This window comes from Acidovorax sp. MR-S7, from assembly GCF_000400995.2.
In the GTDB taxonomy this organism is placed as follows: domain Bacteria; phylum Pseudomonadota; class Gammaproteobacteria; order Burkholderiales; family Burkholderiaceae_C; genus MR-S7.
Window position 1 is genome coordinate 1 of sequence record NZ_DF238969.1, and the last position, 18,545, is coordinate 18,545.

General features: G+C 71.2%; 22 protein-coding genes. 16 read left to right on the forward strand and 6 right to left on the reverse strand.

Annotation, left to right across the window (positions count from 1 at the left end; genetic code table 11):
- The first annotated feature begins 102 nt into the window (after positions 1-102).
- On the forward strand, positions 103-714 hold the full coding sequence (gene pth, locus AVS7_RS18700) for an aminoacyl-tRNA hydrolase (RefSeq protein WP_034691194.1): 612 nt from the start codon (positions 103-105) through the stop codon (positions 712-714).
- 79 nt (positions 715-793) lie between these two features.
- Here the strand turns inward: pth and AVS7_RS18705 are convergent, their stop codons facing one another.
- On the reverse strand, positions 794-1,051 hold the full coding sequence (locus AVS7_RS18705) for a YfhL family 4Fe-4S dicluster ferredoxin (RefSeq protein ID WP_020229583.1): 258 nt from the start codon (positions 1,049-1,051) through the stop codon (positions 794-796).
- A 96-nt stretch (positions 1,052-1,147) separates the two neighbouring features.
- Between AVS7_RS18705 and AVS7_RS18710 the strand changes: the two genes are divergently transcribed.
- The 8 genes from AVS7_RS18710 (at position 1,148) to AVS7_RS18745 (ending at position 8,499) form a co-directional block, all read left to right on the forward strand.
- Positions 1,148-2,098, forward strand: a complete 951-nt coding sequence (locus AVS7_RS18710; RefSeq protein ID WP_020229584.1) for an ABC transporter permease — start codon at positions 1,148-1,150, stop codon at positions 2,096-2,098.
- Entirely contained in the window at positions 2,095-2,910 is an 816-nt protein-coding gene (locus AVS7_RS18715; RefSeq protein ID WP_020229585.1) for an ABC transporter permease, read from the forward strand. The genes AVS7_RS18710 and AVS7_RS18715 overlap by 4 nt, the downstream gene beginning before the upstream one ends.
- Before the next feature lie 64 nt (positions 2,911-2,974).
- A complete protein-coding gene (locus AVS7_RS18720; protein ID WP_020229586.1) occupies positions 2,975-3,238 on the forward strand; it encodes a ribbon-helix-helix domain-containing protein in 264 nt (87 codons plus the stop codon).
- On the forward strand, positions 3,235-3,720 hold the full coding sequence (locus AVS7_RS18725) for a type II toxin-antitoxin system VapC family toxin (RefSeq protein WP_020229587.1): 486 nt from the start codon (positions 3,235-3,237) through the stop codon (positions 3,718-3,720). Before AVS7_RS18720 ends, AVS7_RS18725 begins: the two co-directional genes overlap by 4 nt.
- Before the next feature lie 7 nt (positions 3,721-3,727).
- Positions 3,728-4,693, forward strand: coding sequence for an ABC transporter ATP-binding protein (locus AVS7_RS18730; protein WP_020229588.1), 966 nt, complete (start codon positions 3,728-3,730; stop codon positions 4,691-4,693).
- Complete coding sequence (locus tag AVS7_RS18735; RefSeq protein WP_034691197.1) at positions 4,690-5,544, forward strand: ATP-binding cassette domain-containing protein; 855 nt, start codon at positions 4,690-4,692, stop codon at positions 5,542-5,544. Before AVS7_RS18730 ends, AVS7_RS18735 begins: the two co-directional genes overlap by 4 nt.
- A 46-nt stretch (positions 5,545-5,590) precedes the next feature.
- Entirely contained in the window at positions 5,591-7,099 is a 1,509-nt protein-coding gene (locus AVS7_RS18740; RefSeq protein ID WP_020229590.1) for an ABC transporter substrate-binding protein, read from the forward strand.
- Positions 7,096-8,499, forward strand: coding sequence for an amidase (locus tag AVS7_RS18745; RefSeq protein WP_034691199.1), 1,404 nt, complete (start codon positions 7,096-7,098; stop codon positions 8,497-8,499). Before AVS7_RS18740 ends, AVS7_RS18745 begins: the two co-directional genes overlap by 4 nt.
- A gap of 57 nt (positions 8,500-8,556) precedes the next feature.
- Here AVS7_RS18745 and AVS7_RS18750 read toward each other — a convergent pair whose 3' ends face one another.
- The gene (locus AVS7_RS18750) at positions 8,557-9,198 is read right to left on the reverse strand and encodes a LysE family translocator (RefSeq protein ID WP_034691207.1); all 642 of its coding nucleotides are present in this window, start codon (positions 9,196-9,198) and stop codon (positions 8,557-8,559) included.
- Between the two features lie 82 nt (positions 9,199-9,280).
- Between AVS7_RS18750 and AVS7_RS18755 the strand changes: the two genes are divergently transcribed.
- Both AVS7_RS18755 and AVS7_RS18760 read left to right on the forward strand, forming a co-directional pair.
- Positions 9,281-9,889 (forward strand): hypothetical protein, encoded by a 609-nt coding sequence (locus tag AVS7_RS18755; protein ID WP_020229593.1) that lies wholly within the window; start codon positions 9,281-9,283, stop codon positions 9,887-9,889.
- A gap of 52 nt (positions 9,890-9,941) precedes the next feature.
- Positions 9,942-10,637: a hypothetical protein gene (locus AVS7_RS18760; protein WP_234450035.1), complete on the forward strand. Its 696-nt coding sequence runs from the start codon at positions 9,942-9,944 to the stop codon at positions 10,635-10,637.
- Here the strand turns inward: AVS7_RS18760 and AVS7_RS18765 are convergent.
- The 4 genes from AVS7_RS18765 to folE all read right to left on the reverse strand — a co-directional run bounded on the left by AVS7_RS18765 (position 10,624) and on the right by folE (position 13,523).
- Entirely contained in the window at positions 10,624-11,445 is an 822-nt protein-coding gene (locus AVS7_RS18765) for a DUF429 domain-containing protein (protein WP_020229595.1), read from the reverse strand. The two genes, AVS7_RS18760 and AVS7_RS18765, sit on opposite strands and share 14 nt — an antisense overlap.
- Positions 11,442-12,323, reverse strand: a complete 882-nt coding sequence (locus AVS7_RS18770) for an EamA family transporter (RefSeq protein ID WP_020229596.1) — start codon at positions 12,321-12,323, stop codon at positions 11,442-11,444. Before AVS7_RS18770 ends, AVS7_RS18765 begins: the two co-directional genes overlap by 4 nt.
- Before the next feature lie 64 nt (positions 12,324-12,387).
- Complete coding sequence (locus AVS7_RS18775) at positions 12,388-12,810, reverse strand: BLUF domain-containing protein (RefSeq protein WP_020229597.1); 423 nt, start codon at positions 12,808-12,810, stop codon at positions 12,388-12,390.
- Positions 12,810-13,523, reverse strand: a complete 714-nt coding sequence (folE, locus tag AVS7_RS18780; protein ID WP_020229598.1) for a GTP cyclohydrolase I — start codon at positions 13,521-13,523, stop codon at positions 12,810-12,812. The genes AVS7_RS18775 and folE overlap by 1 nt, the downstream gene beginning before the upstream one ends.
- A gap of 135 nt (positions 13,524-13,658) precedes the next feature.
- On the opposite strand from folE, the gene AVS7_RS18785 reads away from it, so the two are divergent.
- The 5 genes from AVS7_RS18785 (at position 13,659) to AVS7_RS18805 (ending at position 18,474) form a co-directional block, all read left to right on the forward strand.
- Positions 13,659-14,660 (forward strand): AraC family transcriptional regulator, encoded by a 1,002-nt coding sequence (locus tag AVS7_RS18785; RefSeq protein WP_020229599.1) that lies wholly within the window; start codon positions 13,659-13,661, stop codon positions 14,658-14,660.
- A gap of 141 nt (positions 14,661-14,801) precedes the next feature.
- A complete protein-coding gene (locus tag AVS7_RS18790) occupies positions 14,802-15,815 on the forward strand; it encodes a helix-turn-helix transcriptional regulator (protein WP_020229600.1) in 1,014 nt (337 codons plus the stop codon).
- Positions 15,816-15,938: 123 nt separating this feature from the next.
- Complete coding sequence (locus tag AVS7_RS18795) at positions 15,939-16,634, forward strand: IPTL-CTERM sorting domain-containing protein (protein ID WP_020229601.1); 696 nt, start codon at positions 15,939-15,941, stop codon at positions 16,632-16,634.
- Between the two features lie 84 nt (positions 16,635-16,718).
- A complete protein-coding gene (locus tag AVS7_RS18800; RefSeq protein ID WP_020229602.1) occupies positions 16,719-17,954 on the forward strand; it encodes an IPTL-CTERM sorting domain-containing protein in 1,236 nt (411 codons plus the stop codon).
- Between the two features lie 67 nt (positions 17,955-18,021).
- Positions 18,022-18,474, forward strand: a complete 453-nt coding sequence (locus tag AVS7_RS18805; protein WP_020229603.1) for a hypothetical protein — start codon at positions 18,022-18,024, stop codon at positions 18,472-18,474.
- Positions 18,475-18,545 lie beyond the last annotated feature (71 nt).

An 18,545-nucleotide genomic window follows, 5' to 3' on the forward strand; every position in this document is an offset into this window, starting at 1 on the left:
CGCAAAGCCGCGCCAGCTCTTGCTCGACGCCATCGGAGTGCCGGTCATCAACACAGATTTGTGACAGAGCCTTGTTTTTTGCGGCCCAGGATAATCGCGCACATGATCAGGTTGTTTGTAGGCTTGGGCAATCCCGGGCCGGAGTACGAGAGCACGCGCCACAACGCAGGCTTCTGGTGGGTGGACGCGCTGGCGCGCGAACTCAAGGTCATGCCCGCGCCCGAGCGCGCCTACCATGGCCTCGTGGCGCGCACCAGTGTCGCGGGGCAGAGCCTCTGGCTGCTGCAGCCGCAGACGTTCATGAACCTGTCGGGCAAGTCGGTGGCGGCGCTGGCGCGCTTCTTCAAGATCGCTCCCGAGGAGATCCTGGTGGTGCACGACGAGCTGGACTTCGCCCCTGGCCAGGTCAAGCTCAAGCGTGGCGGCAGCCACGGCGGCCACAACGGGCTGCGCGACATCCACGCCCAGCTCGGCAGCAGCGACTACTGGCGCCTGCGCATCGGCATCGGCCATCCCGGCGCGAAGGCCGAAGTGGCGAACTGGGTGCTCAAGAAGCCCGCGCCCGACCAGCGCACGCTGATCGAGGACAGCATCGCCCACTCGCTCAAGGCCTGCCCGGCCCTGCTGGCCGGCGACATGGACAAGGCCATGCAGCTCGTTCACACCACCAAGCCGCCGCGCCCCAAGCCGCCCCGCCCTGCCGCGCCACCCTAAAGCGCCGCAGGTTTACTCCTGTTTTGATAGCTGCTTGCGCTTACCCAGTAAGCGCCAGAGACCAAAAGGGCTTGAAACTTCAGGCCGACGGCACGGCCTGCAGCCGGTGGAACTTCTGCCACAGCGTCTCGCGGCTTTCCGTGTGCGCGGGATCCACGGGGATGCAGGCCACGGGGCAGATCGCCACGCACTGCGGCTCGTCGAAGTGGCCCACGCATTCGGTGCACTTCGCAGGATCGATGTCGTAGTGCACCTCGCCCAGGTGGATGGCCTGGTTGGGGCACTCGGGCTCGCACACGTCGCAGTTGATGCACTCCTCGGTGATCATCAGCGCCATGGCAGGCCTCCGGGGGACTGAAGGGCGGGCATGGGCCGGATTATCCGCCTGCCGCGAAGGCCCCGCGGGTTTTGCCGCTATGCTCGCGCTCGCCCTATGCCCCTGTTCCTCCTGCAACGGCTGTTCACCTTCCTCCTGACACTGCTGGGCGCGTCCCTGGTCGTGTTCGTGGTGCTGGAAATCCTGCCCGGCAACGCGGCCGAAGTGCTGCTGGGGCCGGACGCCGCGCCCGAGGCCGTGGCCGCGCTGGCCGCGCAGCTCGGGCTGGACCAGCCGGCCTGGCAGCGCTACGGCCAGTGGCTGGCCGGCCTGCTCACGGGCGACCTGGGCGACAGCCACGCCTACAGCACGCCCGTGCTCGGCCTCATCCTGGAGCGGCTGGCGCTGACCGTTCCCCTGGCGCTGCTGGCCATGGTGCTGGCCTCGGCCCTGGCGCTGGCGGCGGGCGTCTATGCGGCATCGCGCCACAACCGCCTGGGCGACGTGGGTGTGATGGGGCTGGCGCAGGTCGGCATCGCCATCCCGAACTTCTGGTTCGCCATCCTGCTCATCCTGGTGTTCTCGGTGAAGCTGCAATGGTTCTCGGCCGGAGGCTTTCCGGGCTGGGGCGAGGGCGTGCTCCCCGCCCTCCAGGCGCTGCTGCTGCCCGCCGTGGCGCTGGCCGTGGTGCAGGCGGCGATCCTAGCGCGCATCACGCGCTCGGCCGTGCTGGACGTGCTGCGCGAGGACTTCGTGCGCACCGCGCGCGCCAAGGGGCTCACGCGCCGCGCCGTGCTCTGGGGCCACGTGCTGCGCAACGCCATGATCCCCGTGGTCACCGTGATGGGCCTGCAGTTCGCCAACCTGCTGGCCGGCACCATCGTGGTGGAAAACGTCTTCTACCTGCCGGGCCTGGGCCGGCTGATCTTCCAGTCCATCGCCAACCGCGACCTCGTGGTGGTGCGCAACTGCGTGATGCTGCTGGCCGCCATGGTGGTGGCCGTGAACTTCGTGGTGGACCTGCTCTACGCGGCCATCGACCCGCGCGTGAAGGCCACGCGCGCATGAACATGCTGCGCCACCGCAGCTTCGCCGCCGGCGCCGTGCTCACGCTGGCGCTGCTGGCCGCCGCCGCGCTCTCGCTGGCCTGGACGCCCTGGCCACCCTACGAGATCGACATGGATGCCGCCCTGCGGCCCCCCGGCCCTGGCCATTGGCTGGGCACGGACGCCTATGGCCGCGACGTGGCCTCGCTGCTGCTGGTGGGCTCGCGCGCCTCGCTGTTGGTGGGCGTGGTCGCGGTGGGCATCGGCCTGGTGCTGGGCACGGCCCTCGGGCTGCTGGCGGCAGCGCGGCGCGGCTGGGTGGAGGAAGCCGTGATGCGCCTGGCGGACTTCACCTTCGCCTTCCCTGCGCTGCTGCTGGCCATCATGCTCACGGCCGTATTCGGCCCGGGCATGGTGAACGCCATGGTCGCCATCGGCATCTTCTACGTGCCCACGTTCGCGCGGGTCACGCGCGCGGCGGCCACGTCCGTCTGGGCGCGCGACTACGTGCTGGCCGCGCGCGCCTGCGGCAAGGGCGCATGGCGCATCACCCTGGACCACGTGCTGCCCAACATCGCGCCACTGCTCATCGTGCAGGCCACGGTGCAGTTCGCGCTCGCCATCCTGGCCGAGGCGGCCCTGTCGTACCTGGGCCTGGGTACGCAGCCGCCCCAGCCCTCGTGGGGCCGCATGCTGGCCGAGGCGCAGACGCTGATGTTCCAGGCGCCGCTGCTGGCGGTGTGGCCCGGCGCCGCCATAGCGCTGGCCGTGCTGGGATTGAACCTGCTGGGGGACGGGCTGCGCGACCTGCTCGACCCGAGGATGCAGCGGTAGAACGGCCGCTTGCCAAAACGTCGTTCAAAGGTAATACTCGCATTATTACCAAGGAGGCCATGCCATGACCACCACCGTCAAACTCCCGCCCGATCTGGAACAGTCGCTGCGCCAGCACTGCGCCGCCGCGGGCCGCGGCATCAGCGAAGTGATGCGCGACGCGCTGGCGGCCTACCTGGCCAGTGTGCCCACCGCGCCCGCGTCGGCCTGGTCGCTGGGGGCCGACCTGTTCGGCCGCCATGCCGGCCCGGCCGATCTGGCCAGCGCCCGCCGCACCCACGCAGGCGAGGCGTGGGAACAGAAGCACGCGCGCCGCGCCGGCCGATGAGCGACGCGCACCACATCGCCGAGCCGCCCGCGCCCTGGGCCACGAGAGCAATGCCCCCGCGCGGGCAGGTGCTGGTGGACAGCGGCCCGCTGCTGGCCCTGTTCAACGCTGCCGACGACTGGCACGCGCCGGTCGTCTCGTGGCTGAAGGCGCACCCCGACGCGGCCCTGGTCAGCACCTGGCCGGTGCTGACCGAGGTCTGCGCGCTGCTGGCACGGCGCGTCCACAACCATGCGGCGCTCGACTTCCTGCTGTGGGTGGAGCGCGGCGCGCTGTGCGTCGATGTGCCCGGCGAGGCCGGCCTGGCGCAGATGCGCCGCATCGCGCAGCGCTTCGCCAGCCTGCCGCTGGACCTGGCCGACGCCTCCATCGCCGAGGCTGCCGAGCGCCTGGGCCTGCGCCGCATCCTGAGCATCGATGCCGACTTCGACGTCTACCGCGACACGCGGGGCCGCCCGCTGGTCAATCTGCTCCGTTCCTGAGAGCCTGATGCTGCGCGTCGACAACCTGCGCATCACCCTGCCCACGCGGCGCGGCAGGGCCGAGGCCGTGCGCGGGCTGGACATCGCGCTCGCGCGCGGCGAGACGCTGGGACTGATCGGCGAGTCGGGTTGCGGCAAGTCCCTCACGGCCCTGGCGCTCATGGGCCTGTTGCCCGAGGGCGCGCAGGCATCGGGCAGCATCCGCTGGGGCGGCCAGGAACTGCTGGGCCAGCCCGACGCGCAGCTCTGCCGCCTGCGCGGCAACCGCATCGCCATGGTCTTCCAGGAGCCCATGACCGCCCTCAACCCCGTGCACCCCATCGGCCGCCAGGTGGCCGAGCCGCTGCGCCTGCACCAGGGCCTGACGGCCCGGCAGGCACGCGCCGAAGCCATCGCGCTGCTGGAGCGCGTGGGCATCGCGCAGGCGGCCCAGCGGTTCGACGCCTACCCGCACCAGTTCTCGGGCGGGCAGCGCCAGCGCATCACCATCGCCATGGCGCTGGCCTGCGGGCCCGACCTGCTGATCGCCGACGAACCCACCACGGCGCTGGACGTGACGCTGCAGCGCCAGATCCTCGACCTGATCACCGCACTGGTGGCCGAGCGCGGCATGGCGCTGATCCTGGTGTCGCACGACCTGGGCGTGATCGCGCAGACCGTGCAGCGCACGCTGGTCATGTACGGCGGCACGGTGGTCGAGAGCGGCCCGACGCGCACCGTGTTCTCCGCGCAGGCCCATCCCTACACGCGGGGGCTGTTCGCCGCGCGCCCGCGCCTGGGCGCCGCACGGGGCACGCGCCTGTCCACCATCGCCGGCACCGTGCCCGAGCTGGCCGACCTGCCGGCCGGCTGCCCCTTCGCCGGGCGCTGCGCCCTCACCATCGACGCCTGCCGCGCCGCCCCGCCGCCCACCGTGGCCCTGGGACCGGGCCACGCGGCGCGCTGCATCCGCCTGGACGGCAACGCCCCATGAGCACTACTGATTTCATAGCTGCCTGCGCATATCCAGAAAGCGCTGGAGGCCAATTTGACTCCAAACCCCCACTGCTGCGCGTGCGCGGCCTGGAGCGCAGCTACCCGCTGCCGCGCACGCGGCTCTTCGGGCCGCGCCCCCTGCTCCACGCGCTGCGCGGCGTGGACTTCGACCTGGCCACCGGACGCAGCCTGGGCGTGGTGGGCGAATCGGGCTCGGGCAAGTCCACGCTGGCGCGTCTGGTGATGGCGCTGGACACGCCCAGCCGCGGCAGCGTGGAACTGCTGGGCCACGACCTGCACCGGCTGCCGGCGCCCGCGCTGCGCGCCGCGCGGCGCGATTTCCAGATGGTCTTCCAGGACCCCTACGGCTCCCTGGACCCGCGCCACACGGTGGAGCGCATCGTCGCCGAGCCCCTGCAGGCCCTGGGCGCGGCCCCGCGCGCCGAACGGCGCGAGCGCGTGGCCGAGGCGCTGGCCCAGGTGGGCCTGCGCGCGGGCGACGCGCACAAGTACCCGCACGAGTTCTCCGGCGGCCAGCGCCAGCGCATCGCCATCGCCCGCGCGCTCATCACGCGCCCGCGCCTCATCGTGGCCGACGAGCCAGTGAGCGCGCTGGACGTGTCCGTGCAGGCCCAGGTACTCAATTTGATGCAGGACCTGCAGGAGCAGCTGGGCATCACCTACCTGCTCATCAGCCACGACCTCGCGGTGGTCGGGCACCTGTGCGACGAGGTGCTGGTGATGCACCAGGGCACGGTGGTGGAGCGCGGCGCGCCGCAGGCGCTGTTCAGCCATCCGGAGCATCCCTATACGCGAGCGCTGGTGGCGGCGGTACCGCGCCTCCTGTAGTAAAAAGGGCACAGCCATACACATTCCATATAACGAGGAGACCCCCATGTTCACCCGCCGCTCAGCCCTCGCCTCCGGCGCCCTGGCCGCCACCGCGCTGGGCGCCACTGCGCTGGCCGTGCCCCTGCACGCGCTGGCGCAGCAGGGCAAGAAGGACAGCGTCACCCTGGCGCTGGTGCTGGAGCCCCCGGGCCTGGACCCCACGGCCGGCGCGGCCTCGTCCATCGCCGAGGTCACGCTCTACAACATCTACGAGACGCTGACCAAGATCAACGCCGACGGCAGTGTCTCGCCCCTGCTGGCCGAGAGCTGGGAAGTCTCGCCCGACCTCAAGACCTACACCTTCAAGCTGCGCCGCGGCATCACCTTCCACAACAACGAGCCCTTCAACGCCGCGGCCGTCAAGTTCTCCCTGGACCGCGCGGGCGCCGCCAAGAGCACCAACAAAGACAAGCGCACCTTCGCCAACCTGAGCACCCAGGTGGTGGACGACTACACCGTAGTGGTCATCAACAAGGACATCGACCCCGACCTGCTGTTCCTGCTGGGCCAGGCCACGGCCGTCATCGTCGAGCCCAAGAGCGCCGACACCAACGCCGCCAAGCCCGTGGGCACGGGCCCCTACAAGCTCACGGCATGGAGCCGCGGCGCGTCCATCTCGCTCACGGCGTGGCCCGGCTGGCGCCAGGCGGCGCAGGTCAAGATCCGGCGCGCCACGTTCCGCTTCATCCCCGACCCGGCGGCCCAGGTGGCCGCGCTGCTCGCGGGCGACGTGGACGCCTTCCCGCGCGTCACGCCGCGCAGCATGGCGCAGTTCAAGGGCAACCCGCGCTTCCAGGTCATCGTGAGCGGCTCGCGCGCCAAGACCATCCTGGCGATCAACAACGCACGCAAGCCCCTTCATGATGTGCGCGTGCGCCGCGCCATCGCCGCCGCCATCGACCGCAAGGCCGTCATCCAGGGTGCGGCCGACGGGCTGGGCGTGCCCATCGGCAGCCACTACGTGCCCGGCGCCTTCGGCTACGTGGACACCACCGGCATCAACCCCCACGACGTGGAAAAAGCCAAGAAGCTCCTGGCCGAGGCCGGCGTGAAGCTGCCGCTCACGCTCACCATGACGCTGCCGCCCGCGCCCTACGCGCGCCAGGGCGGCGAGGTGATCGCCGCGCAACTCGCCAAGGTGGACATCACCGCCAAACTGCAGAACGTGGAATGGGCGCAGTGGCTCTCGGGCACCTACGGCAACAAGAACTACGACCTGACGCTGATCTCCCACGTCGAACCCTTCGACCTGGAGAACTTCGCCAAGCCCGACTACTACTGGGGCTACCGCTCCGAGAAGTTCGACCAGCTCTACGACAAGATCAAGACCACCACCCGCCCCGCCGACCGCGCGCGCCTGCTGGGCGATGCGCAGCGCCTGCTGGCCGAGGACGCGGCGCACGCCTTCCTCTACCAACCGCAGTGGGTCACCGTCGCCAACAAGAACCTGCGCGGGCTGTGGAAGGACATGCCGGTGTTCGTCAACGACCTCTCCACCCTGTCCTGGGCATGAACGCATTGCACGACCTCTCCGCCCGCGATCTGCTCGCTGCCTACCGCGCGCGCAGCCTCTCTCCCGTCGAAGTCACGCAGGCGCTGCTCGACCACATCGCGCGCTGGGAGCCGCACCTCGCCGCCACCTGGCTGCTGCGCCCCGAGGCCGCCCTGGCCCAGGCCCGCGCCAGCGAGGCGCGCTGGCTGCGCGGCGCGCCCTGCGGCCCGCTGGACGGCGTGCCCGCCACCGTCAAGGACAACATCGCCACCCAGGGCGATCCCACGCCGCTGGGCACCGCCGCCGCCGAACTGCTGCCCGCTGCGGCCGACGCGCCGCCCGCCGCGCGGCTGCGCGAGGCCGGCGCCGTCGTCGTCTGCAAGACCACCATGCCCGACTACGGCATGCTCTCCTCGGGCCTGTCGTCGTTCCACAAGCTCGCGCGCAACCCGTGGGACCTGGGCAAGACCCCCGGCGGGTCGAGCGCGGGCGCGGGCGCCGCCGCCGCCGCGGGCTACGGGCCGCTGCACCTGGGCACCGACATCGGCGGCTCCATCCGCCTGCCCGCGGGCTGGTGCGGGGTCTTCGGCCTCAAGCCCAGCCTGGGCCGCGTGCCCATCGACCCACCCTACACCGGCCGCGCCGCCGGCCCCATGACGCGCAGCGCGGCCGATGCGGCGCTCATGATGCAGGTGCTGAGCCAGCCTGACGCGCGCGACAGCATGAGCCTGCCGCCCGAGCCCATTGCGTGGGAACGCTACGCCGAACGCAGCCTGCAAGGGCTTCGCGTGGGCCTGCTGCTCGACGCGGGCTGCGGCCTGCCCACCGACCCCGAGGTGCGTGCCGCCGTCGCATCCGCCGCGCGCCTCTTTGAGCAGGCGGGCGCCATCGTCGTGCCCATGCGCCCCTTCCTCACGCGGCAGATGCTCGACGGCATGGACCACTTCTGGCGCATGCGCTCGCACATGGACCTGCGCACGCTCGCGCCCGACCGGCAGGCCCAGGTGCTGCCCTTCATCCGCGACTGGGCCATGAGCGCCGCCGCCTTGGACGGCGCGCAGGTGTTCGACGCCAGCCAGCAGTTCCACGCCACGCGCGTGGCCACCGTGCGCGCCTGCGCGCCATTCGACTACGTGCTCTCGCCCGTCGCGCCCATCGCCGCGTTCCCGGCCGAGCTGCCCTCGCCCACCAACGACCCGCTGCGCCCGCTGGAGCACATCGCCTTTACCGTGCCGTTCAACATGTCGGAGCAGCCCGCCGCATCGGTCAACTGCGGCTATACCGCCAGCGGCCTGCCCATCGGCCTGCAGATCGCGGGCCGGCGCTTCGACGACCTGGGCGTGCTGCAGGTCGCCCATGCGTTCGAGCAGATGCGCGGGCCGCAGCGGCCGTGGCCCCTGCCTCCCGCAGCGTCAGTATGAGTAAAAACGGCTCCAGCGCTTATCCAGCAAGCGCTAGCAGCTATCAAACCTGAAGCATCAGCGCTGCGCCGTGGCCAGCCGCACGGCCAGCCCCAGGAATACCACGCCGGCCACGCGGTTCAGCAGCCGCTGGGCGCGGGCCGAGCGCAGCAGCAGCGTGCCGAACGCACCCGAGAAGCAGGCGATCGCGCCGAACACCAGCAGCGTGGCCAGCATGAACACCACGCCCAGCACCATGATCTGCTGCGCCATGCCGCCGCGCGCCGGGTCGGCGAACTGGGGCAGGAAGGCCAGGAAGAAGATCAGCACCTTGGGATTGGTGAGGTTCATCACCACCCCGCGGCCCACCATGCGCAACGCGCTGCCGCGGCCCTGGCCTGCGGCTGCAGCCTGCGGCGCGCCCGGTGTGCCAGCCGGCGCGCGCAGGGCGCCCCAGGCCAACCAGGCCAGGTAGGCCGCGCCTGAGAACTTGAGCACCGTGAACGCCGTACTGGAAGCCGCGAACACCGCCGCCAGCCCCAGCGCCACCGCCGCCGTGTGTCCGACGAGCCCCAGGCACAGACCCAGCACCACGCACATGCCCGCGCGCCAGCCGCGCTGCGCGGACTGCAGCAGCACGAAGAGGTTGTCGGGCCCGGGCGTGAGACCCAGGATGACGGAGACGCCGAAGAACGCGGCGAGGGTTTCGGTGGAAGGCATGGCGCGCATTGTGCCCCCCGGTTGGCCGCACAATCCCAGGCCTGTGCCGGCACATCCGCCGGCTTCCACGGATCGCTTCGCAATGGACTTCTTCCTCCTGGTGGCGCTGGCCGCCACCGGCGCCTACATGCTCAACACCCAGCAGCAGCACCGGCGCATCGCGCTGCTGGGCCGCCACCTGCAGCCCTACCAGATCGAACGGCTCATGGAGACGCTCATCCAGGGCTATCTGCGCGCCATGGGCGAGCAGGACGCCGAGCGCCGCGCCCAGGTGCTGAACATGCTGGAAGGCAGCGAGGCGCAGCTCTGCGAGCAGTTCGAGCGCCTGGTGGCCGACTTCCGGCGCGTGCCCGCGCCGCTGGCGCGCGTGAGCCAGCTGCCGCTGGGCCTGCCGTTCGCGCTGCAGCTCTTTCCCGGCGCATCGTTCGACATGCGCGACGCCCTGGCCCTGCACGCGCGCGGCATTGCCCGCGTGTCGCGCAACGAGGCGGGCCTGGCCCCGCGCGACAAGGCCTTCACCCTGACCGCCGAGCTGCTGCTGATGCAGCACACCTGCCACTGGTTCTGCAAGTCCAAGGCCGTGGCCTCCGCCCGCGTGATGGCGCGCCACCAGACGGCCCATGCGCAGATCGTGGCCTCGGTCTCGCCGGAGACCCGCTCGGCCTATGTGGCTCTCACGGGAGCGCAGTAGTCCGCGTCCTACTCCGCAACGCGCCTTGCGGCGTTCCAATGCGCACAGCGCCATGACAATGCCCGACCTCCCTTCCTCCTCCGCCTGGATCGCGCTGGGCGTGCAGCACGCGGTGCTGGCGCGCGCCATGCCCGCCGTGCGCCACGACCTGGCCGCCCCCTTGTCCGTGATGCGCATGGGCACCACGGTGCTCAAGCGGCGCCTGGCCGACGGCGAACTGCCGCCCGCGCAGGCGGTGGAGCGCGTGGAGCAGCTCGAAACCCATCTCGCCAGCCTGACCGACAGCGCCCGGCGCCTGCGCCACTGGGACCTACAGGCCCCGCCCGCCAGCGCACCGCTGCGCGCCACGGCGCAGCTGGCGCAGCAGTGGGCGCAGCCGCTGCTGGCCCTGCGCGGCCTGGCGGTGGAGCTGGCGGACGGCGGCGACACCCTGCCCGACACGCCCGCCGCCCAGCACCTCCTGCTGTGCCTGCTGCTGGGTGCGGTTCACCTCCTGGCGGAGGCGCCCGCAGCGCCGGCCTGCATCCGCATCGGCCCCGTGCCGGGCCAGGCAAACGCCCTGCGCGTGCAGGCCGAGGGGCTGGCCCATCGGGGGCTGGCCCATCAGGGGCTGGCCGAGCAATCGCTGCCCGCGCCACAGGCCCAGGGCATGCCGCCGCTGGACGGCGCCGCGCTGCAGCACCTGGCGCGCCACGGCGGCGCCGACCTGCGCTGGGGCGACGGGTGGGTGGAAGTCACTGCGCCGTGACGATCCAGCCCTCCAGCGGATCCAGGTCCGCCGGCAGGCCGTAGCGCGCATCGCCCTGCTGCCGCCGCTGCAGCGCCCAGCCGGCCTGCACCATGCACAGCACGGCATCCAGGCTGTCGCCGCTGGCATCGTGCAGCAGGGTTTCGCGCAGCGGCTGCGCCGCCACCAGTGCCAGGCCCAGGCGCGTGGCGCCGTGTTCCAGACCATCCAGGATGTCGGCGCGCGCAGCCAGCCGCTCGGGGGTCTGGCGCTGGCGGTCGTCGCTCTTGTAGCTGCGCCGGCCGACCAGCTCGCGCGCCAGCAGGCCGGGGTAGGCTTCCAGCGCCACGCGGCGCGGGTCGCCGCCGTGCAGGCCCGGCAGGTGCACGCCTGCATCCAGCAGCAGGGGCACGCCTGCATGGAGCATGTAAGCCACGGGCGGGTTGACCCATTTCATCGAGGGGCTGGAGCCCGCGGGCCCGTCGGTTGCGCGGTGGGCGAACTTGGCGCCCACGGGACGCGCGGCGCAGAAGGCGGCGAACGCCGCGCGGATCTGCGCACGCGTGAGCGTGCGGTAGTGCTGCATGCAGTCCTCCCACGCCAGCGGCCAGCCCAGCGCCGCCACCAGTTCGCGCGGCAGGCCGAACGGCAAATCGAAGCCACCTACCCAGTCGCCCGGCTGGCGCAGCCACTCGCCCCATGCCTGCAGGGTACCGAAGCGCTGCAGTCCGTGCAGCACCACCTGCGCGCCCTGCAACTCCCCCAGCGCCAGCACGATGGGCTTGCGCGGCCCCGGGCTGCTTGAGAAGTCGCAGCCGGCGAGCATCATCCCAATGCCAGCGCCGCCACGCCTGCCGCGATCAGCAGCGCGCCGGCGATGCGCGCGGCGCGGTCGCCCTCGCCCAGCAAGTGCCCACCGATGAGCGCAGCGAACAGCATGGACACCTCGCGCGCGGGGGCCACGTGGGCCATGGGCGCCTCCTGCATGGCGTAGAGCACCAGCACGTAGGCGATGGGACTCACGGCGGCCACCAGCAGCGCGAAGCGCCACTGCATGGCCCACAGCCGCGCCAGCTCCGCGCGGTCGCGCAGGGCCACGGGCGCCAGCACCGCCACGCGCACGAAGTTGCCCATGTAGTCCACGAGGATGGGCGAGAGCAGCATGAACTTGACCGCATAGCCGTCCACCACCGTATAGCTGGCGATGAACACGCCGGTCAGCACGCCGTAGAGCATGCCCTTGCGCACGCGCCGGCGCGCCTGCGGATCGTGCGCCGCGCGCAGCAGGCTTGGGCCCCCGGCGATCAGGAACACGCCGCCCACCACGCCCGCGATGCCCACGGCGCCCAGCGCCGACAACTGCTCGCCCAGCAGCGTCACGGCCACCAGCGATGACAGCAGCGGCCCCGTGCCGCGCGCGAGCGGGTAGACCACCGTCAGGTCGGCCTTGCGGTAGCCGCGCAGCAATATCACGTAATACAGCACGTGCAGCACGCCGCTGAACACCACGATGCCCCACTCGCGCGCGCCCCACAGCGGCACGGCATCGCGCCCCATCCACCAGCCCAGCGGCGCCCAGACCACCGCCATCAGCGCCGAGGTGAAGAACGCGAAGCGCGCGTCGCCGCCCGCCTTCTTGGCGGCGATGTTCCAGCCCGCGTGGATCAGGCCGGCCAGGATGATGAGGGCGAACGCGTTGAGGGACATCGGGAGGTCACGAAAGGAAAAGGGCGCCGCAGCGGCGCCCTGGCAGCAGAAGGTGCAGCGGGAATCAGGCCCTGCCGATGATCGAAGCCGTGGCCATCAGCTCCTCCAGCAGCGCGAACGACACGCGGCCGGACACGGCGTACGGGTCCAGCTCGGGCCGCTCCGAATACTTGAGCACGATGGAATGGTTGAGCTTGGCCAGGTTCACCTGGCCCATGGACCAGCCGGAGAAGCGCCGCTCGTCGATCTCCTCGAAGTGCAGCAGCTCCACGTCCTTGTGCCGCACGTCCTTCTGGATGCTGGCGTACAGCCGGCTCACGGCCGAGCGCCCGCCTTCGATGGCCTGCAGGAAGATGCCGCCGCCGTAGCACAGCACACCGGTGATGCCGCAGGCGGGGTTGTGTTCACGGCCTTCCGCCAGGATGGCCTCGATGGCCGCGGGCGAAGTGTCCACGGCACGGCTGACGTAAAGCAGGCGCACGAGCATCATCCATTCCTTCCGGGTATGAGTGAGAGAAATTCGCGTCGCAGCGCCGGGTCCTTGAGGAACACGCCGCGCATCACGGAGTTGATCATCTTGCTGTCCATCTCGCGCACCCCGCGCCAGGACATGCAGAAATGGCTCGCCTCCATCACCACGGCCAGGCCGTCGGGCTGGGTCTTCTCCATGATGAGGTCGGCCAGCTGCACCACGGCTTCTTCCTGGATCTGCGGGCGGCCCATCACCCAGTCCACCAGCCGCGCATACTTCGACAGCCCGATCACGTTGGTGTGCTCGTTGGGCAGGATGCCAATCCAGATCTTGCCGATCACCGGGCAGAAGTGGTGGCTGCAGGCGCTGCGCACAGTGATGGGGCCGACGATCATCAGCTCGTTCAGGTGCTCGGCGTTCGGGAACTCGGTGATCGTGGGCGGCTGCACGTAGCGGCCCTTGAACACCTCGTTCAGGTACATCTTCGCCACCCGCCGCGCGGTGCTGCGCGTGTTGTGGTCGCCGGCCGTGTCAATAACCATGGCATCCAGCACGCCCTGCATCCTGGACTCCACCTCGTCGAGCAGCTGCTCCAGTTCGCCGGGCTCGATGAACTCGGCGATGTTGTCGTTGGCATGGAAGCGCTTGCGCGCGGCGGCGAGGCGCTCGCGGATCTTGGCGGAGACGGGCGTTCCCTCGTCGTCCTGCGGGGTGAGTGGGCTGGTCATGGGCAGGATCGTAACAGCGATAGTGCAACGGCGGATTGTGAAGGTTTTTGGCCTCCAGCGCTTGTTGCATAAGCGCTGGCAGCTACACAAACGATAGTAATACCATCACGCGCCCCCGTCTTTTAGACTCGCCCCATGTCCACCCCCGCCGCCATCCAGTACGCGCGCATCACCACGCAGGACCTGCCCGCCAGCGACTACATCCCCGCCGTGCGCGACGTGCTGGGGCGCGACACCATGGGCATCGACCTGCGGCCCATGGACGGCGACATGCGCTCGCTGGAGTCCTTCCACTACCACGCCCACGTCGGCCTGCTCAGCCCGCAGGCGGGCTACCTGCACAGCGAGCACACGCCCATCCACATGCGCCGCACCGCCGCGCTGATGAGCGACGGGCTGGACGACATTTTTCTGACCGCCACCTATGGCGAAACCGGCGGCTGCATCGTGCGCGAAGGCGGGCGCGACGTGGCCGTGCCCGCGGGCGGCATCGTGCTGCTGTCCAAGGCGCGCGTACACGACGGCATCATCCCCTGGGCCGCCACCACCGTCGGCCTGCAGGTGCCGCGCGCTGCCCTGACGCGGCTGCTGCCGGGGCTGGAGGAGGCGCCGATGCACATCCTGCACCCCGGCGCGCCGGGCACTGAAAGCGCGGCGCTGGCCCTGTCCTACGCCGGGCTGCTGGCCCGCCAGGGCAGCCTGTCCGGCGCGCCGCTGGCCAGCGCCGTCGCGCACTTGCACGACCTGATGGCCGCCGCCATCGACGCGCGCTGGGCCGCCAGCCTGCAAGAGCCCGGCCACGACGCCGGCGACGCGCCGCGCCTCGCGCTCATCCAGCACAGCATCCACGCCCGGCTGGGCGAGCCCGGCCTGACGCTGGACGCCATCGCCCGCCAGCACCACACCACCCCGCGCCAGGTGCAGCGCCTGTTCGCCCGGCAGGGCACCAGCTTCTCGGACTTTGTGCGCGAGGCGCGCATGCAGCGCGCCCTGGCCCTGCTGACGAGCCCGCGCGAGCGCCACCGCCGCGTGCTGCAAGTCGCGCTGGACTGCGGCTTCGACGACATCCCCGCGTTCAGCCGGGCCTTCCGCCGCCGCTTCGGCATGACGCCGAGCGAGGCGCGCGAGGCAGGCTGAAGGCATGGCACGCCAGCGCTTGCCCTGCAAGCGCGCTGGCCCTTCCAGATTCCCAGCGCCCGCGCACTTGTCGCGTCCAGCACAGCGAATGTCGTGCGGGGCACAGACACACCAAGGCCGCCTCCCCAAGAATCGCGGCCCATGCCCGGTACTGCACCACCCCCTGCCGCCGCCGCCCTCCAGACCGCCCGCGTCTCCTCCAGCGACCTGCCCACGCGCGGTTTCAGCGACGCGCTGGAGGCCGTCATGGGCCGCGACGTGATGGGCTTCGACCTGCGCACCCCCGGCGGCGACTCGCTCGACACCTTCCGCTTCGACGGCCGCTACAGCATCCTGGGCAGCGGCGCCGCGTACTCGCACCTCGCGCACACGCCCCTGCACTACCAGCGCACGCCCGCGCTGATGAGCGACGGGCTGGACGAACTCACCCTCACCGCCAGCCACAGCCCCCACGGCGGCGCCGTCATCGGCGTGGGCAACACCGAAACCGCCGTGCCCAGCGGCGCCGTGCTGCTCGTGTCCAAGACCCGTGCGCACGAAGTCGTCATCCCCTGGGACGCCACCACCTATACCTTGCAAATTCCGCGCGCCGCCCTGGCACCACTGCTGCCCACGCTCGAAGAAGCGCCCCTGCACATCCTCACCCCCGGCGCACCCGGCGCCGACAGCGCGGGGCTCGCACTGGCCTACGCCGCCCTGGTATCCGAACAGGGCACGCTCGCGGGCGCACCGCTGGCCGGTGCCGTGCGCCATCTGCACGAACTCATCGCCAGCGCCATCGGCGCGCACCACGCCGCCGGGCAGACGCCGCCAGACGACCCTGCCCACAACGTGCCGCGCCTGGCCCTCATCCAGCGCAGCATCCACGCCCGGCTCGACCAACCCGGCCTCAGCCTGGACACCATCGCCCGCCTGCACCACACCACCCCGCGCCAGATACAGCGCCTGTTCGCCAGCCAGGACACCTGCTTTTCCGGCTACCTGGCCGAAGCACGCATGCAGCACGCCCGCACCCTGCTCGCCAGCCCCGCGCACCGCCACCGCCGCGTGCTCGACATCGCGCTGGACTGCGGCTTTGCCGACCTGCCCGCCTTCGGCCGCGCCTTCCGCCGCCACTTCGGCCTCACGCCTGGCGACGCGCGCCAAGCCCCCTAGTTCCCCCGCTTTGCAGGGCGCGCGCACGAATGTCGCGCCGGGCATAACCAAAAGTCGGGCCGGGCACAGACACGCAGCGGCGGTTTTCCAAGAATCGGCGGCTTCACATTCGCAGCCCCGGACATGCCCGCCGCCACCCCCATTTCGCGCCTGCTCGCCGCCGACCTGCTCGCCTGCGCCGCCACAGCCCACGCCGCGCCCTACGCCATCGAACTCTCCGGCCTGGTCACCGACCCCGCCACCACCCTGGCCGGCGTGGACCCCAACTACAACCACGCCACCGCCACCCTCATCTTCGACAACGGCGGCACCAGCGCCGCCAGCCAGCTCTGGGGCGCGCAGCACCTCACCTGCTACATCCTGCGCTTCAACACCAACACGCCCGGCCAGGTCGTGGAATACCGCCAGAACCTGCCTGGCGGCGGCCTCTCCGCCACGGGCGACGCCGCCACCGGCGCCAACGGCGCCCTCACCGGCATGTTCAGCGCCCTCGCGGGCATCGGCAGCGCGGGCAGCTTCACCACCACCCTGCCCACCCTGACCGCACCCGTGCAATGGGCCGCGCAGGGCCTGCAATACGACCTGCTCGTCAACAGCGACGGCACCCGCGCCGTGGGCACCACCGGCGTGCCCATGAACCCCGGCTACTGGGCCCCGCCCCGGCGCGTGACCGGCGCCTGCGACGACACCCCCTACGCCGCCCCGCCCACGCCCGCGCAAGCCACCTCCGTGCCCGCGCTCGGCCCCGCAGGGCTGGCGCTGCTGGGCAGCGCACTGGGCGCGCTGGGCCTGTACCAGCGCCGCCGCCGTGCGGCCTGACTGCAAGCCATTTCAGCCTCTAACGCTTACCAGACAAGCGCCAGCAGCTATCAAAACCAAAGCAACCATAACAACACCAACGCCATGCGCACCCGCACCACCACCGCCCTCCTGCTCGCCTGCGCCGCCAGCGCAGCCCACGCCCAGGCCGCGCTCAACGACACCGGCCAGACCCTGTGCTACAGCAACACCGGCACCACCGCGTGCAGCGACCCCGACTTTCCCGGCCAGGACGCGCGCTATGGCCGCGACGCCGCCCAGGCCGCGGGCCAGTTGCCGCCCAAGACCGGCGGCGGCGTGGCCGCGTTCGACTTCACCGCCATCGCCTCCAGCGGCCAGCCCGTCAACCCCAGCGCGGGCACCCACCCCTGCGTGCGCGACAACGTCACCGGCCTGACCTGGAAGGTCGCCACCGTGGACGGCCTGGACTGGACCGAAGGCCCCGCCTACGCCGCCACCCACAACGCCTGCGGCTACGGCGACTGGCGCATGCCCACGCGGCGCGAGCTGCTCTCCATCGCCAACCGCGCCGGCGCCGGCCCCGACGGCGACTACTTCACCGGCACCATCCTGCTCCCCGCCTGGACGGCCGACGCCTACGCGCACGCCGCCGGCCACGCCTGGTACGTCTTGCCCACCGGCGGCGCCGACTTCACGGTCCAGACCAGCACCGGCCCCGCGCGCTACGTGCGCGGCGCCCCCGCGCCCGCCGCCACCTTCACCATCCACCCCGACGGCACCGCCACCGACGCCGCCACCGCCCTCGTGTGGGACCGCTGCCACCTGGGCGAAGACGCCAGCGTGAACACCGTCTGCGCCGAAGCCGCCGCCCTGCCCGCCAGCCACACCTGGCAGCAGGCCCTGCAAACCGTCGCCCAGCTCAACGCCCGCCCCGGCGGCTACCGGGGCCACAGCGACTGGCGCCTGCCCAACGTGGCCGAGCTGGAGTCGCTGATGGACATGGCCTTCGCCGAACGCTCGCCCAGCGACCAGCTGGCCTTCCCCGGCAACACCGCAGGCAACTACTACTGGTCGTCCACCACCTACGCGGCCGAAGCGACGCCGGTCCATGCGTGGTACGTCAACGTCCTCACCGGCGCCGTCGGCGCGCGGGAAAAGACCGACACCCTGCTCGTGCGCCTGGTGCGCGGCGGCGGCCCGCTGGCCGCGTTCGACGCGCTGGCCGCGCCGCCCACGCCTCACAACCCCTCCGCCCCCACCGCCACGCCCGTGCCCACGCTGGGCCACGCCGCGCTGGCGCTGCTGTCCGCGTCGGTGGCGGGGCTGGGGTTCTGGCGCAGGCGGCGCGGGGGTTTTTAAGACCTTTTCGGCCCCTGGCGCTTACCAGACAAGCGCTACCAGCTACCAAAACCAGAGCAATAAAACCATGAAAAAACTGGCCTCCGCCCTTCTCCACGCCGCCCTTCTTACCCTGGCCGCCAGCGCGGCGCGGGCCGTGCCTTACGTCACCACGTACAACGGCACCGTCGCCAACTCCACCATGCCCGGCGTTGCCGATGGCTCGGGCTACGTTGTCAGCGTGGTGTTCGACAACGGCGGCAGCACGGTGCTGAACCAAAGCTGGAGCCCCGACGACATCACCTGCGTGATGTGGCGCACGAGCCAAGGCACGGTGGTCTATGCGCAGCCCATCCTGCCGGGCAATTCGCTCATCTCCGGGAGCGGCAACGCCGACACCGATGGCACCGGATGGCTGACGCAGATGTTCACCGAGATCACCACGCCCCTTGGTGTTCCACCCGCCAGCTACACCGCCACCAGCCCCATCGCGGGCTTGGTGGGTTGGTCTGCCAACCAGGACAACCCTGTTTTTGGGTAGGCTCTGTCACAAATCTGTGTTGGTAGTATGTGGGCCAACGCGTTGACGGAGTGGGTTTGCCATGCGGAAGA